The 14591-nt window shown below is 72.5% G+C and carries 14 protein-coding genes; 9 read left to right on the top strand and 5 right to left on the bottom strand.

What is annotated here, in order from left to right; translation table 11 throughout:
• The first annotated feature begins 8 nt into the window (after nucleotides 1-8).
• A complete protein-coding gene (locus Q9R13_RS13985) occupies nucleotides 9-623 on the top strand; it encodes a histidine phosphatase family protein (RefSeq protein ID WP_310961782.1) in 615 nt (204 codons plus the stop codon).
• A 27-nt stretch (nucleotides 624-650) separates the two neighbouring features.
• On the opposite strand, the gene dinB is transcribed toward Q9R13_RS13985, so the two are convergent.
• The 4 genes from dinB to Q9R13_RS13965 form a co-directional block, all read right to left on the bottom strand.
• Nucleotides 651-1841 carry a DNA polymerase IV gene (gene dinB, locus Q9R13_RS13980; RefSeq protein WP_310961781.1) on the bottom strand — a complete coding sequence of 397 codons (1191 nt, stop codon included), beginning with the start codon at nucleotides 1839-1841 and terminating at the stop codon, nucleotides 651-653.
• 84 nt (nucleotides 1842-1925) lie between these two features.
• Complete coding sequence (locus Q9R13_RS13975) at nucleotides 1926-2075, bottom strand: hypothetical protein (protein ID WP_310961780.1); 150 nt, start codon at nucleotides 2073-2075, stop codon at nucleotides 1926-1928.
• 50 nt (nucleotides 2076-2125) lie between these two features.
• Nucleotides 2126-2407, bottom strand: coding sequence for an SRPBCC family protein (locus tag Q9R13_RS13970; RefSeq protein ID WP_310961779.1), 282 nt, complete (start codon nucleotides 2405-2407; stop codon nucleotides 2126-2128).
• A 182-nt stretch (nucleotides 2408-2589) separates the two neighbouring features.
• Entirely contained in the window at nucleotides 2590-4011 is a 1422-nt protein-coding gene (locus tag Q9R13_RS13965) for a CCA tRNA nucleotidyltransferase (RefSeq protein WP_310965094.1), read from the bottom strand.
• A 63-nt stretch (nucleotides 4012-4074) separates the two neighbouring features.
• Here Q9R13_RS13965 and Q9R13_RS13960 point away from each other — a divergent pair, with 63 nt between their 5' ends.
• The 8 genes from Q9R13_RS13960 to Q9R13_RS13925 all read left to right on the top strand — a co-directional run bounded on the left by Q9R13_RS13960 (nucleotide 4075) and on the right by Q9R13_RS13925 (nucleotide 13941).
• A complete protein-coding gene (locus Q9R13_RS13960) occupies nucleotides 4075-6192 on the top strand; it encodes a DUF6049 family protein (RefSeq protein WP_310961778.1) in 2118 nt (705 codons plus the stop codon).
• A complete protein-coding gene (gene murJ / locus Q9R13_RS13955) occupies nucleotides 6189-7886 on the top strand; it encodes a murein biosynthesis integral membrane protein MurJ (protein WP_310961777.1) in 1698 nt (565 codons plus the stop codon). The genes Q9R13_RS13960 and murJ overlap by 4 nt, the downstream gene beginning before the upstream one ends.
• 82 nt (nucleotides 7887-7968) lie before the next feature.
• Nucleotides 7969-9711, top strand: a complete 1743-nt coding sequence (locus Q9R13_RS13950) for a protein kinase family protein (RefSeq protein WP_310961776.1) — start codon at nucleotides 7969-7971, stop codon at nucleotides 9709-9711.
• Nucleotides 9708-10337, top strand: a complete 630-nt coding sequence (gene sigM / locus Q9R13_RS13945; protein ID WP_310961775.1) for an RNA polymerase sigma factor SigM — start codon at nucleotides 9708-9710, stop codon at nucleotides 10335-10337. Before Q9R13_RS13950 ends, sigM begins: the two co-directional genes overlap by 4 nt.
• Nucleotides 10334-11176 (top strand): hypothetical protein, encoded by an 843-nt coding sequence (locus tag Q9R13_RS13940; RefSeq protein WP_310961774.1) that lies wholly within the window; start codon nucleotides 10334-10336, stop codon nucleotides 11174-11176. Before sigM ends, Q9R13_RS13940 begins: the two co-directional genes overlap by 4 nt.
• Before the next feature lie 91 nt (nucleotides 11177-11267).
• Nucleotides 11268-12263 (top strand): thioredoxin-disulfide reductase, encoded by a 996-nt coding sequence (trxB, locus tag Q9R13_RS13935; RefSeq protein WP_310961773.1) that lies wholly within the window; start codon nucleotides 11268-11270, stop codon nucleotides 12261-12263.
• 135 nt (nucleotides 12264-12398) lie between these two features.
• On the top strand, nucleotides 12399-12722 hold the full coding sequence (gene trxA, locus Q9R13_RS13930; RefSeq protein WP_310961772.1) for a thioredoxin: 324 nt from the start codon (nucleotides 12399-12401) through the stop codon (nucleotides 12720-12722).
• A 76-nt stretch (nucleotides 12723-12798) separates the two neighbouring features.
• Nucleotides 12799-13941, top strand: coding sequence for an N-acetylmuramoyl-L-alanine amidase (locus Q9R13_RS13925; protein WP_310961771.1), 1143 nt, complete (start codon nucleotides 12799-12801; stop codon nucleotides 13939-13941).
• On the opposite strand, the gene Q9R13_RS13920 is transcribed toward Q9R13_RS13925, so the two are convergent.
• Nucleotides 13907-14551, bottom strand: a complete 645-nt coding sequence (locus Q9R13_RS13920; RefSeq protein ID WP_310961770.1) for a GNAT family N-acetyltransferase — start codon at nucleotides 14549-14551, stop codon at nucleotides 13907-13909. The genes Q9R13_RS13925 and Q9R13_RS13920 overlap by 35 nt on opposite strands.
• Between the last annotated feature and the right edge of the window lie 40 nt (nucleotides 14552-14591).

Below are 14591 nucleotides of genomic sequence, written 5' to 3'. Positions count from 1 at the left end.
ATGAGGGAGTGAGCGACCTCTTCTGCGCGGCCACGCTCGTGGTCGCGCGGCACGCGGACGCCGAGTACGTCGAGACCTGGTTCTCCGACGAGGGCGGCACCTTGACCACGCTCGGACGCAAGCAGGCACTCGAGCTCGGCGATTCCCTGGCGAGTGCACGGATCTCTCGAGTGTGGTGCAGCGACAGCAGTCGCGCAGTGCAGACAGCCGAGCTCGCCGCCTCGCGGCTGGGCACCGGCGTGGTCGCACGCAAGGAGCTCCGTGAGATCGGCATCGGCGACCTGCTCGGCAAGCCGTTCGACGTCGAGGCCGTCCGCGCGGTCACCGACCGCTGGGCCGACGGCGACCTGGATGCTCGCTTCACCGGCGGGGAGTCAGGACGGGACGTGGTCGACCGCTATCGCGACCAGCTCGGCGCCATCGCCGACCAACACCGCGGCGAGACCGTCCTGGTGGTCGCGCACGAGAGTGCCGCCTGTGTCGCACTCACCACGCTGGCGGGCAACGTCGCCCCGCCGTACGACGACCGGCTGCGGCGGCTGCGCAACGGGGAGACCGCCGTGCTGATGCTGGACGCCGACGGCGGACGGCTGCTGCGCTGGGGCGACCTGAGTCTGGACTGACGGGGTGATGATGCCTCGCCGCCGGCGTCAGTCGGGAAGCAGCGGCACGGTCAGCCCCTGGTCACGGCCGATCAGCGAGGCGCGGGTGACGGCGCCGGCGCCGTACCGGTCACGCAGGCCGTCGAGCGCGGCGTCGAGGCCGTCGACGTCGCGGCGGGCCAGCGGCAGCATCGGCTGCTCGGCCACGGCGTCCTGAAGGTTGCCCACCGCGATCCCGATGAGGGTCAGGCCACGCTGCCGGACCTGGGCGCTCTCTCGGTGCAGCAACGTACGGGCGACCTCGAGGACCAGGCTCGTCCGCGCGGTCGGAACCGCCAGCGTGTGCGAGCGGGTCGCCCGGGTGAAGTCGCCGAAGCGCAGTCGCAGCGTCACCGTTCGGCCGGCGCGATGGGCGGTGCGCATCCTGCGGGTGACCCGGTCGACGAGACCCGCCAGCCGTGCGTCGATCTCCTCGGCGGGCCGCGGCCGGGTCCCCAGCGCGCACTGGGAGCCGATCGAGTGCCGCCGCCGCCCGACCTCGACCGGTCGTGGGTCGCGGTTGTGGGCGAGCGCGTGCAGGTGCCTGCCGCCGGCCTGCCCCAGCATCGCCACCAGGGCCCCCTCCGGCAGAGCACGGACGTTACCGACGGTCACCAGCCCGCGTCGGAGCAGGGCGGCCTCGGTCACCGGGCCGACGCCCCACAGCCGCCCCACCGGCAGCGGGTCGAGGAACTGCCGCTCCCGATCGGGCTCGACGAGGAGGAGTCCGTCCGGCTTGCCCACCCCACTGGCGACCTTGGCCAGGAACTTGGTTCGGGCGATGCCGACCGTGATGGGCAGGCCGACCCGCCGGCGTACGTCGGAGCGCAGCCGGCGGCCGATCTCGACGGGGTCACCGGCGATCCGGCGCAGTCCACCGACCTCGAGGAACGCCTCGTCGACCGACACCGGGTCGACCAGCGGAGTGGTGTCGTCGAAGACCGCGAAGACCGCCCGGCTCGCCTCGAGGTACGCCGACATCCGGGGCGAGACGACCACCGCATCGGGGCACAGCTCGAGAGCCTCCCGGCAGGGCATCGGCGTGTGCACCCCCCGCGCCTTCGCCTCGTAGCTGGCGGCGAGCACGACGCCGGCACCGACCAGGACCGGCCGTCCGCGCAGCCCCGGGTCGTCGCGCTGCTCCACCGAGGCATAGAACGAGTCGAGGTCGGCGTGCAGGATCGTCGCAGCACCGTTCATCGAACATATGTTCGCACGGATGGTGACCGCGCGGAAGGTCGCGCAGACGCCCCGCGCCTCTGATCGCCGAGCCTGGCGACGAGCTCAGCCCTCGGCCTCGGCCCTGATCCGCTCCAAGGTCTGGGCCATCCCGGCACGGAGGTCGCGGGTGAACCTGTCCTGCCCGCCCATCACCGTGTCGGTCAGCCTCGCGGACACGTTCGAGATGCCCTGCGGGGTCTCGCGGGTCTGCACCAGCCGGGTGCCCGTCGTACCCCCGACGTCGGCGGGCTCGAGTCGCAGGCTCAGATCGCGTAGTTGTCCTTGACCCGCCAGGCGATCTCCTGCTCGGGGACGAACCGGACCACCTTCGAGCGGGTCGGCCAGACCAGCACGCCCTTGCGGTTGATGTTGAGGAAGCGAGATCCCTCGCGGATCTCACCCGGCGTACGCAGGAACGACCTGCTCGTCTGCGGGCTCCACCTGGTCATGTTCCGCGGGTCGCGCACCAGCCCCCACACGGTCGCCGGCGGCGCCGCGATCTCCACGCTCTCACTCAGCTCCGGTACGTCGTTCCTGTTGCCCATTCCTGGCCTCCTCTTCCTCGCCGAGACGTCACAAATATCCGTCGAAGCGTCCCGTATGACGACCGAGTCGTCACATCTGGCGCACCATGTGGGACCAATCGCGCGTCATCTGGGACCACTCGCGCGTCATTTCCGACCACTCGCGCGTCATGTGGGACCACTCGGGGGGGTCAGGGGTGGGATCAGGGGTGGGTGCTGCGCCACCAGTCGAGGAGGGCGGCGCGGGCCCGGTCGGGGGACATCGGGCCGTGGTCGAGGCGCAGCTCGAGCAGGAAGCGGTAGGCCTCTCCGACCTCCCGGCCGGGCGGGATGCCGAGGACCTCCATGATCTCGTTGCCGTCGAGGTCGGGGCGGATCGAGGCCAGCTCCTCCTCCTCGCCGAGCCGGGCGATCCTCGCCTCGAGGTCGTCGTAGGTACGGCGCAGCCGGTCGGCCTTGCGCTGGCTGCGGGTGGTGCAGTCGGCCCGGGTCAGGATGTGCAGCCGCTCGAGCTGGTCCCCGGCGTCGCGCACATACCGGCGTACGGCGGAGTCGGTCCACTCACCCGAGCCGTACCCGTGGAAGCGCAGATGCAGCTCGACCAGCTTGGCCACCGCGTCGATCTCGTCGCCGGAGAATCGCAGCGCCTGCATCCGCTTGCGGGTCAGCTTGGCGCCGACGACGTCGTGGTGGTGGAAGGTGACGGTGCCGTCGCCGACGAACCGGCGCGTCCTCGGCTTGCCGACGTCGTGCATCAGCGCGGCGAACCGGGACACGAAGTCGGGCCCGCCGCCAAGCCGGTCCTCCTGGTCGATCGCCTGCTCGAGCACGGTCAGGGTGTGCTCGTAGACGTCCTTGTGCCGGTGGTGCTCGTCACGCTCGAGCGCCAGCGCGGGCAGCTCGGGCAGCACGTACGCCGCCAGCCCGGTGTCCACCATCAGGGTCAGGCCGGCCCGCGGGTACGGCGCGCAGATCAGCTTGACGAGCTCGTCGCGGACCCGTTCGGCCGAGACGATCGTGATCCGCTCGGCCATCTCCGTCATCGCGCGGACGACGTCGGGGTCGACCTCGAAGCCGAGCTGGGCGGCGAACCGGGCGGCCCGCATCATCCGCAGGGGGTCGTCGGAGAACGAGTCCTCCGCACGACCGGGGGTCCGCAGCAGGCGGTGGGCCAGGTCGACCACGCCGCCGTAGGGGTCCTCGAACTCATGTCCGGGCAGCAGGATCGCCATCGCGTTCACGGTGAAGTCGCGGCGCCGGAGATCGCCGGCCAGGCTGTCGCCGTACTGCACCGCCGGCTTGCGGCTGGACGGGTCGTAGGCCTCGGTGCGGAAGGTGGTGATCTCGATCTGCCAGTCGCCCCGGCGGGCGCCGATCGTCCCGAACGCCCGGCCGATGTCCCACACCGCGTCCGCCCACCCGCTGAGCAGCTGCTCGGTGCGCTCCGGCGGGGCAGAGGTGGTGAAGTCCAGGTCGTAGAGGTCACGCCCGAGCATCGCGTCGCGAACGGGGCCGCCGACCAGCGCGATCTGCTCCCCGGCGTCGGCGAACCGGGCGCCGAGTGGGTCGACCACCGGTGCCAGCCGAGCGAGCTCACGGGCGACCCGGTCCTGGACTTCGGTCATCAACAACGGCGGCTCGGACACGGGAGACCACTCTATCCGGGCCCGACCCTTAGCCTTGGCCCCGTGACCCGAGCCCGGCCTTTGATCGCGCTGCTGGGGCTGCTCGGGCTGCTGACAGCGCTGCTGGCGCCGTTCGCGACCGGCCCGGCGGCCGCAGCCGGCGACGACGACCCCGCGTTGACGGTCCGGATCACCTCGCTGAACCCCGCGGTCATCCCCCGGCACGGCCGGATCACGATCGACGGGGTCATCCGCAACGACTCCTCGGTGACCTGGAAGCGGCTCAACGTCTATCCGCTTACCTCGCCCTCCCCGATGACCGACCGTGCCGCCGTCGAGGCGGCCGCGCTCACCGACCCCAACTCCACCGACTTCGGCCAGCGGCTGCTGCCGCTCGGCGTCCCGGTCGGCAACCTCGTGCCGGGCGCGAGCACGACGTTCCACCTGAAGGTGCCGCGCAGCCAGTTGCAGATCTCCGGGGCGCCGGGCGTCTACTGGCTCGGCGTGCACGTGCTGGGCGAGAGTCCCGCGGGGCGTGACGGGATCGCCGACGGGCGCGCGCGCACGTTCATCCCGCTGCTGCCGCACAAGGCCCAGGCGTCCGTCGCGATGGTGCTGCCGATCCGAGCTCCGGTACGGCGAGCCGACGACGGCACCCTGCGCGACGTGCAGGACCTCGCCCAGTCCTTCTCCCCCTCCGGACGACTGGGCCGGATCGCGGCCTTCGGGCAGGCGGCCTCCGGCAACACGCTGACCTGGCTGGTCGATCCTGCCGTGCTCGACGCCGCCCAGGACATCGTCGACGGCAATCCGCCCCTGGGGATCGGGGCGGCGAAGCCCGGCCAGCGATCCTCGCCGTCGCCCTCTCCGTCGAGCAGCACCTCCGGTGCCAACGGCGCCGCGGCACCCGAGCTCACCGACCAGGACCGGGCGAACGCCCGCACCTGGCTGCGCTCGATGACCACGCTGATGCGGAACGGCACCACCCTCGCCCTGCCGTACGGCGACCCCGACGTTTCCGCGCTCGGGGACCACCACCACGTGGGGCTGCTCAAGCAGGCCCGGGCCCTGTCCACTGCAGCGTTCAGGACACGAGGCATCCCGGCGACTCCCGCGGTCGCGCCGATCGATGGCTACCTCGACCCGGCCGTGGTCCGGCACCTGGCGGCCGGTGTGACCGTGCTGCTCTCCGACCACGGCCAGGACGTCCGCCGGCCGGTCGTGTCCAGCGGTGGCCGCCGGTTCGTCTCCACCGACGCCCGCACCTCCGCGGGTGGGCCGCTGCCAGCACCGCAGCTGGACTCGCTGTCGCTGCGACAGCGGATCGCCTCCGACGCCGCGATCGAGTCGCTGCAGCGCACGTCGCGGACCCTGATCGTCTCGCTCCCGGCGAACTGGAACCCCGACGACCCCAGCGCCTACCCGGCGTTCTACGCGGGGCTCGACCCGAGTTGGCTGCAGCTGCAGTCGCTGCCGGCCGGCGAGCCGGTGCGCCGGCCCACGCTGAGCTGGCCGCACGACGCGGTCCAGGACGAGATCCCACTGACGAACGCCCGGTCAGCGCGCCAGCTGGCCCACCTCGGGTCGGTGCTCGGCCAGCTCGTCGACGTGGGCGGGCCGCAGCCCGACTCCGACGCTGGCGCGCACCGCTCGGTGACGGATCGCGTCACCGGCGCCGCGCTGGCCGCGGTGTCCTACGACGCCCGCGCGGATCCGATCGCGGCGAGGCTCGAGGCCACCGAGCTCGCCGACGCGCTGCGGATCCTGCTGGCCGGGGTCCGACTGATCGGTACCCAGTTCGTCACGCTCTCGGGCGAGTCCGGTGTGCTGACCGTCTCGATGCTCAACGGGCTCGACGTACCCATCAAGGTCACCGTCCGTGCCCGGACGGGCAACCCGGACATCACCATCGAGGCTCCGCACGCGATCCAGCTCGCCGCCGGTCAGCGGACCACGGTCCGACTGGTGGCCCACGCCCGCGCGATCGGGGTGCACGAGGTCGCGCTCACGCCGATCACGACCGCGGGCCAGAAGGTCGGCACCGCACTGGTGTTCAACCTGCGCACCAGCCAGGTGGGCATGGTCTTCTGGGTGATCATGGGAGCCGGTCTGGCCCTGCTGGTGGTGATGGTGCTGCGTCAGGTCCGCCGCCGGCTGCGCGAGAGGAAGGCCGCCGGATGAGGGGGCCGGTCAGGGCACGGCTGCGGCCCCGGGGCGGCGACGGCGGCTCGGTCCTCGGCTCCAGCGCGGTGATGGCGTCGGGGACGGTGGTCTCCCGGCTCAGCGGGTTCGTCCGCAACGGCATGCTGATGGCCGCGATCGGCAACGGGCTGCACGGCGACGTGTTCAACATCGCCAACACGGTGCCGAACATGCTCTACATCCTGCTGGCCGGCGGGGTGTTCAACGCCGTCCTCGTCCCGCAGCTGGTGCGTGCCCAGAAGACCGACGCCGACGGCGGCGAGGCCTACACCAACAGGGTGATCACCCTCGCCGGGCTGTTCCTGGCCGGCGCCTCCGCGGTGCTGGTGGTGCTGGCACCCCTGCTCATGCACCTGTTCCTGGACGGCTCCTACTTCACCAGCGTGTGCACCGACCAGCGCGAGTCCGTGTTCGCGTTCGCCCGCTGGTGCCTGCCCCAGGTGTTCTTCTACGGGATGTTCGTGCTGGTCGGGCAGGTGCTCAACGCCCGCGGCAGCTTCGGCCCGATGATGTGGGCGCCCATCGTCAACAACGTGGTGGCGGTCGCGGTGCTCGCGACGTACCTCGGCGTCTTCGGCGCCGCCCCGCGCAACGCGACGGGCGGGTACGGCGGTGGCCAGGAGGCCCTGCTCGGCCTCGGCTCGACCGTGGGCATCGCCGCCCAGCTGCTGGTGCTGATCCCCTACCTGCGCGCCGCGGGCTTCCACTTCCGGCCGCGGTTCGACTTCCGGAACAGCGGCCTCGGGCACACCTTGCGGCTCGGGGTGTGGACGGTGCTGTTCGTGGTGGTCAACCAGATCGCCTACGCGATCGTCGTCCGGCTGGCCTCGAGCGGCACTGCCCAGGCCGCCGGCGCGGCCTGCGGGGGCGGCGGCACCCAGGGCACCGGCTACACCATCTACTCCTACGCCTTCTTGCTGGTGATGGTGCCGCACTCGATCATCACGGTGTCGCTGGCCACCGCGGTGCTGCCGCAGCTGTCGCGTTTCGCCGCGGCCGGCGACCTGCGCGCCCTGGGTCGGGAGTCCAGCGCCACGCTGCGCACCACCTTGTCGATCGTGCTCCCGCTGATGGCCGTCGTACCGGTGGTGGCCACCGATCTCTCGGGGCTGGTCTACGGCTGGGGCGCGTCGTCGTCGACGTCGGGGCGGTTCGCGCCGACCCTGTCGCTGTTCGCCCTCGGGGTCGTCTTCTACACCGTGCACTACCTGTCGCTGCGCTCGTTCTACGCGCTGGAGGAGACCCGGAGGGTCTTCCACATCCAGTGTGCCGTGGCGCTCACAAACATCGTGGTCGCGCTGTGGCTCACCCACGGCGCACCGGACCGGGAGATCGCGCCTCGGCTGGTGATCGCCTACTCGGCGTCGTACCTGGTCGGCGCGACCCTCTCGCTGACCCAGCTCTCCCGGCGCCTGGGCGGCATCGATGGCAGCCGCGTCCTCCGGTTCCTGGTGCGGCTGGCGATCGCCACGGGCGTGGCCACCGTGGTGGCCTGGCTGGTCATGCACGGCCTGCACCAGGTGCTTTCCGGGGTGGGCAAGCCGGAGGTGCTGCTCCGGCTCGCGGTGACCGGCGGGGTGGACGTCGTCGTGGTGCTGGTCCTGGCGCGGCTGATGCGGATCAGTGAGCTGGACGGCCTGACCCGCACCGTTGTCGGCAGGCTGCGCCGATGACGGCGCGGTCCGCCCTACGATTGGCCACGCAGGCTCCGAACGGGAGCCGAGCACGGATGGCACAGCAGCCGGCGGGAGGGACGTGACCACTGACGCGATCGGTCCGGGCGTCCTGCTCGGCGGCCGCTACCGCCTCGACGACCTCCTCTCGGAGACGGACGGGGCACGCTTCTGGCGAGGTGTCGACACCGTCTTGGGGCGGAGCGTGGCGATCCACACCGTGGCCGGCGACGACCCGCGCGCCGAACGGCTGATGGCCGCAGCCCGTGACTCCGCGACGGTCAGCGAGACCCATCTGCTCCGGGTGCTCGACTGCGACGCCGGCGACGAGGTCACCTGGGTGGTCAACGAGTGGGGCTGGGGCACCTCGCTGGACGTGATGCTGCAGCAGGGCCCGCTGCCGGCGAGCCGGGCCGCCTGGCTGGTCCGCGAGGTCGCCGAGTCGATCGCGGCCGCGCACGCCGCCGGGGTCAGCCACGGCCGGCTGACCCCCGAGAGCGTGCTGGTCACCGAGGCCGGCGCGGTCAAGCTGATCGGCTTCGTGGTCACCGCCGCCGTCGAGGGGCCGGCCACTGCCGAGCCCTGCGTCCGCGAGCGCGGGTACGGCGACCTGGACGGACGCCAGGCCGACGTGGTCGACCTCGCGTCGTTGCTGTACGCCGCCCTCACCGCTCGCTGGCCCGGGATCTCACCCAGCGCGGTCCCCCGGGCGCCGACGGACCACGGCGGACCCCTGCGGCCCCGACAGGTCCGCGCCGGCGTGCCCCGGATGCTCGACGCGATCTGCTCCCGGGTGCTGCGCAAGGAGGCGCAGAGTCACGCGCTGCCGATCGAGTCGGCGCACGAGCTCCTCGCCGCGCTCGAGGACCAGGTCGGCGACCCGCTCGCGTCGGCCCCGCTCGACGTGCAGAGCATGCACACCGAGCCGACGGTCGCGATCCGGCGCGACCAGCTGCCCGCTCCGTTCGGGCCCGAGCGTCCCGACGAGCGGCCGACCGGCCGGCCCGACGAGCCCGGACCGCCGGCCCTGCTCGACACCCAGCCCTCGCTGCCGCCGTACGAAGAGCATCCCGACCGGCCGCTGTTCGCGGGCACCGAGCGGCGTACCCCCCTCCCCGACGCCGACCGGGGCTCGTCCGCCTGGCTCTTCGGCGACGACACCGGGTCCGCTCCGCCGGCCGACGACACCGCGGTCCCCACCGACGGCCGGCACCCACTGCGCACGATGCTGATCGCAGCGGGCGTGGTGGTGCTGCTGGTGGCGATGGTGCTCGCCTTCGAGCTGGGGCACGACCACCACACGCCCAGCGCCAGCACGCACCCGACGCCGTCGGGGTCCGCCCGACCCACGGACCAGGTGCTCACACCCGTGGCCGTCCACGACTTCGACCCCGAGGGCCGCAACGCCAAGGGGAAGCCGGACCCGTCGGAGAACCCCCAGGAGGTGCCGCTCGCGATCGACGACCGGGGCAACACCGGCTGGACCACGATGACCTACGCCACTGCCGCACTCGGCGGGCTGAAGTCGGGCGTCGGACTGCTGCTCGACTTCGGCACCGACCGCTCGGTGGGATCGGTCCGGCTGACCCTGCGCGGTTCCCCCACCTCGGTCGACCTGTACGCCGCATCGACGGGCTCGGACACTCCCCCGACATCGCTTACCGGGCTGCGCAAGGTCGCCTCGGTCACCGCCGACCAGCGCGAGACGACGCTGCGACCGGGCTCGCCGGTGAAGACCCGGTTCGTCGTGGTCTGGCTGACGAGGCTGCCGCCGTACGGCCATGGCTTCCGCGGCGAGATCGACCAGGTCACGGTCTTGTCGTGACCGTCCCGCGCGACGAGCGGTCCGACGCCGACCTGCTCGCCGCCCATCGCGACGGCGACGAGCAGGCGTTCGGCGTGCTGTTCACCCGGCACCGCGACCGGCTGTGGGCGGTCGCGTTGCGGACCACTGGGAACCCCGAGGATGCCGCGGACGCCCTCCAGGACGCGCTCGTCTCCGCGTTCACCCGCAGCGACGGCTTCCGCGGCGACTCGGCCGTCACGACGTGGCTGCACCGCATCGTGGTCAACGCCGCACTGGACCGGCTCCGGCGCAACAAGGTACGCCGCGCCGACCCACTGCCCGACGACCTCGACGACCTCGCCGCCCGGGGGGCGGTGCTCGCCGCGACCGCCGGGGACACCGAGCCCGAGGCCGGTGCGGTCGCCGCCGAACGCCGACGCACCGTGCTGGGCGCGCTCGAGCAGCTGGCGCCGGAGCAGCGCGCCGCACTCGTGCTGGTCGACATGGAGGGCTACCCGGTCGCCGAGGTCGCGCAGATGCTCGACTGCCCGGTCGGTACCGTCAAGAGCAGGTGTGCCCGGGGCCGGACCCGGCTGGCCGAGCTGCTGAGGGGAACCGGCCTGCTCGACGGCGCGTCCCATCAGCGAGGAGGTGAGCAGCCATGACCGATCGTCCGAACGACCCGTTGTCCGAGGACGACGCCCGGGTGCGTGCTCTGCTCGCCGACGCCCGGACCGACGAGCCGATGCCGGCCGACGTCGCCGCCCGGATGGACGACGTACTGGCCGGGCTTGCTGCGGGTCGCAGCAGCGCCGGCGCGCAGCACACCCCATCGGCCACCGAACCGGCCACCGAGCGGACCACGCGAGGGGGCACCGGACGGGGCACCGTCGTACCCCTGCGGCGCCGGGTGCTCGGCGGCCTGGTCGCGGCAGCCGCGGTGGTGGCGATCGGCGGCGGCATCGCGATCGCCCAGCGTGGCCAGGCCGGCCATTCGGGCTCCGCAGCCGCCACCTCCGACTCAGGCGCCGCCACCAGCTCGGCACCCGCCGGCGGCCGGGTGATCCTGCCTTCGCCCTCCGGCTCGCTGCTGCGGGCTCCGGCGTCCACCAAGCAGCCGGATCGGCACACCCCCATGCTCGCCGGCACGCTCCCGGCGCTCACCACGGCGGCGTTCGGCGAGCAGGTGCGCTCGCTGCTCGGCCTCGACAACGGCCTGTCGACGTTCTCCGCGGCGACACCCGCCCCGACAGGCGACTCACGGGCGCGCGAGCCGCGGCACTCGGGGCGTGCGGGGAATCTGGACGATCGCGCAGCGCAGGCCGTGCGGACCTGCACCGCTCCGTCCCCGGCAGTCGGGCCCCGGGAGGACGTCCGGCCGATCCTGCTCGACGGGGTGCGAGCCACGCTCGTCGTCGACCCCGTCAGGGCTCGACCCAGGCTGGCCAGGGCATACTCCTGCGACGACGGCGCGGTGCTGGCCCGCACCACGCTGGCCCGCTGACCGGGCCGATCCGGCGGGAATCTCTGGCCCGTAGGATCGGTTGAGCCCACTGTCGGCCGGACCGGTCGACCACCCGTCGAGAGCAGGCAGCATGTCGGACGCGAACACCCGCAACGTGATCATCATCGGCTCCGGGCCGGCCGGCTACACCGCCGCGGTGTACGCCGCGCGCGCGAGCCTCGAGCCCCTCGTGCTCGAGGGCGCGGTCACCGCCGGCGGCGCGCTGATGAACACCACCGAGGTGGAGAACTACCCCGGCTTCCGTGACGGCATCCAGGGTCCTGCGCTGATGGACGAGATGCGCGCCCAGGCCGAGCGGTTCGGCGCCGAGCTGATCGCCGACGACGCGGTCGAGGTCGACCTCACCGGCGACGTCAAGGTGGTCCGGACCGCGGACACGACGTACCACGCCCGTGCGGTGATCCTGGCCATGGGCTCGGGCTACCGCAAGCTCGGCCTGGCCGGAGAGGACCGGCTCTCCGGGCACGGCGTGAGCTGGTGCGCCACCTGCGACGGGTTCTTCTTCCGCGAGCAGCACATCGCCGTCGTCGGCGGCGGCGACTCGGCGTTGGAGGAGGCGACTTTCCTGTCCCGCTTCGGGTCCAAGGTCACCTTGATCCATCGCCGCGACGCCCTGCGCGGCTCCAAGATCATGCAGGAGCGCGCCCTGGCCGACCCGAAGATCGACGTCGCCTGGAACTCCGAGGTCGCCGAGATCAACGGCGAGGACAAGCTGACCGGACTGACACTCCGCGACACCGTGACCGGTGAGACCCGTGAGCTCGACGCCACCGGCCTGTTCATCGCGATCGGCCACGATCCGCGCTCGGAGCTGCTCGGTGGCCAGGTCGACCTCGACGACGCGGGCTACGTGCTGGTCCAGGGCCGCACCACGCTGACCAACCAGCCCGGTGTGTTCGCCTGCGGTGACCTGGTCGACCACACCTACCGCCAGGCGGTCACCGCGGCCGGCTCCGGTTGCTCGGCCGCGCTCGACGCGGAGCGCTACCTGGCCACCTTGGAGCACACCACGGCGCAGACGCCCGAGCCGGTCCCCGCGGAGACCTCCGAGGCAGCGGTTGTCTGACGTCGTCGGCTCGACCCATCGTTGGCCCGCGTCCTCTGCCGGGAAGAATCGTCGGCACCGCGGTGTTCAATGAGTGCAAGAGGTTCCACGAGGCAGCAGGCCTCGTCCACCCGTCCGACCCGAGGAGCGACATTCATGGCTGATCTCAAGGCAGTCACCGACGACACGTTCGAGGCCGAGGTGCTGAAGTCCGACAAGCCGGTGCTGGTCGACTTCTGGGCCGAGTGGTGCGGTCCCTGCCGCCAGGTCTCCCCGATCCTGGACGAGATCGCCGCCGAGCACGGCGACAAGGTCACGTTCGTGAAGATGAATGTCGACGAGAACCCGGTCACGCCCTCGCAGTACCGCGTCACCGGGATCCCGGCGCTGAACATCTACCAGAACGGCGAGGTCGTCAAGCAGATCGTCGGCGCCCGCCCCAAGTCGGTCCTGCTCAAGGAGCTCGCCGACTTCATCTGAGGCCGGATCCCCTGTCCAGCGCGCCCGGATGCCGAGCCGGCTTGGCTCGGCGTCCGGGTTCTGTTTCAGTGGACCAGTGCAGGGGAGCGCTCAGACCAGCTATGGGCCCGGTGACGACGGTGCCGCGGTGGCTCACATCGTCGACCTGCTCGGTCGGATCGGGCTGCTCGATGGTGAGCCGCCGGCGAACTACGACTCCCGGGTCGAGGTCGCCGTTCGCGCTTTCCAGCAACAGCGGGGTCTCAGCGTCGACGGGGTCGTCGGCCCGCTGACCTACCGCCGCCTCGACGAGGCTCGGTGGAGCCTGGGCGACCGGATCCTGACCCACCTGCCCGGCGCCCTGATGGCCGGCGACGACGTGTTCGCGCTCCAGCAGCGGCTGCTGGGGCTTGGCTTCGACACCGGCCGGATAGACGGCTACTTCGGCGCCCGCACCGAGGATGCGCTGCGCGAGTTCCAGCGCAACGTCGGCATCCCGCCCGATGGCACCTGCGGCCCGGCCACCCTCAAGGCACTGGGCCGGCTGGCCCCGATCGTCAGTGGCGGCGAGCCCAACGCGATGCGGGCCGCCGAGCGGATCCGCGAGGCCGGTCCGCAGCTGGGCGGCAAGATCGTGGTGATCGACCCCGGTCGGGGCCACGCCTTCCCCGCCGAGCTGGCCGGTGAGTCGGACCAGGTGGTCACCGACCTGGCGCGACGGATCGAGGGCCGGCTGGTCGCCATCGGCGTCCAGGCCTATCTGTCCCGTCCCAGCACCGGGGACGACGGCGATGAGGCGGCCCGGGCCGCCTTCGCCAACCGCGCCGACGCCGACCTCTGCGTCTCGCTGGCCCTCGACAGTTCGACGAACCCGGACGCGAGCGGCGTGGCGACGTACTACTTCGGCGCCGGCCACCACGGCACCGTCTCGACCGCGGGCCAGCGCTTCGCCGGGCTGGTCCAGCGCGAGATCGCCGCCCGCACCGACCTGGTCGACCTGCGCTCGCACGCCAAGAGCTGGGACCTGCTGCGGCTGACCCGGATGCCTGCGGTCCGGGTCGAGGTCGGCTACCTGACCAACGGCGGCGACCGGCAGCGCCTGTCCGACCCGGGCTTCCGCGACGTGCTCGCCGAGGCGGTCGTGGTCGCCATCCAGCGCTTCTACCTCAGCCCCGACGCCGACGCGCACACCGGCGTACTCCAGGTCAGCGAGCTACGCGCCGGCTTCGTGCCGGAGTAGCCGGCCCCACCCGGCCCGGGCGCAGTCGACCCGGCACCGGCAGCAGCCGCTCCAGGGCGGCCTCGAGCTCGCTGCGCCAGGTCACTGCACTGCGCAGCTCCATCCGCATCCGGGGGTACGCCGCGTGCGCACGCTGGGTGGCGAACCCGACCGCGAGCAGGAAGTCGGCCGGGAGCACGCAGCGCCCCCGCGAGCCGCGGGTGTCACCGAACGCCTCGACGGCGCGGATGCCGCCGCGCTTGATCAGGTCCTTGGCCATCGACTGCACCAGCACCCGGCCCAGGCCGCCGTGCCGATGGCGGGGAACCACGAAGCCGGTGCTCAGCAGGACCGCATCGGCGCTCACCGGGGCGGTCGGGAAGCCCGCGGCCGCGGGCAGGAAGACCGGGGGCGCCCACACCAGGTGCCCGGCGTACTCGTCATCGACGTACACCACGCGTCCGCAGGAGCCCCACTCGCGGAGCACCTCGGAGAGCCAGCTCGCCTTCTCCTCGCGCTCGTGCCCGCGGGCCGCCTCGCGCCGGATCGGGTCGAGCTCCCAGAAGACGCAGTCCGCGCAGGGCAGGTCGGCGAGGTTGTCCAGCGTCAGCCGGACCACACGACGTCCCATCGGCTCACTCCCACACTGGTCTGCCAAGCCCCATCGTAGG

This window comes from Nocardioides marmorisolisilvae (assembly GCF_031656915.1).
GTDB lineage: Bacteria > Actinomycetota > Actinomycetes > Propionibacteriales > Nocardioidaceae > Marmoricola > Marmoricola terrisoli.
The sequence above is the reverse complement of the archived record's forward strand: the minus strand, read 5'-3'. Positions and strand labels throughout refer to the sequence as shown.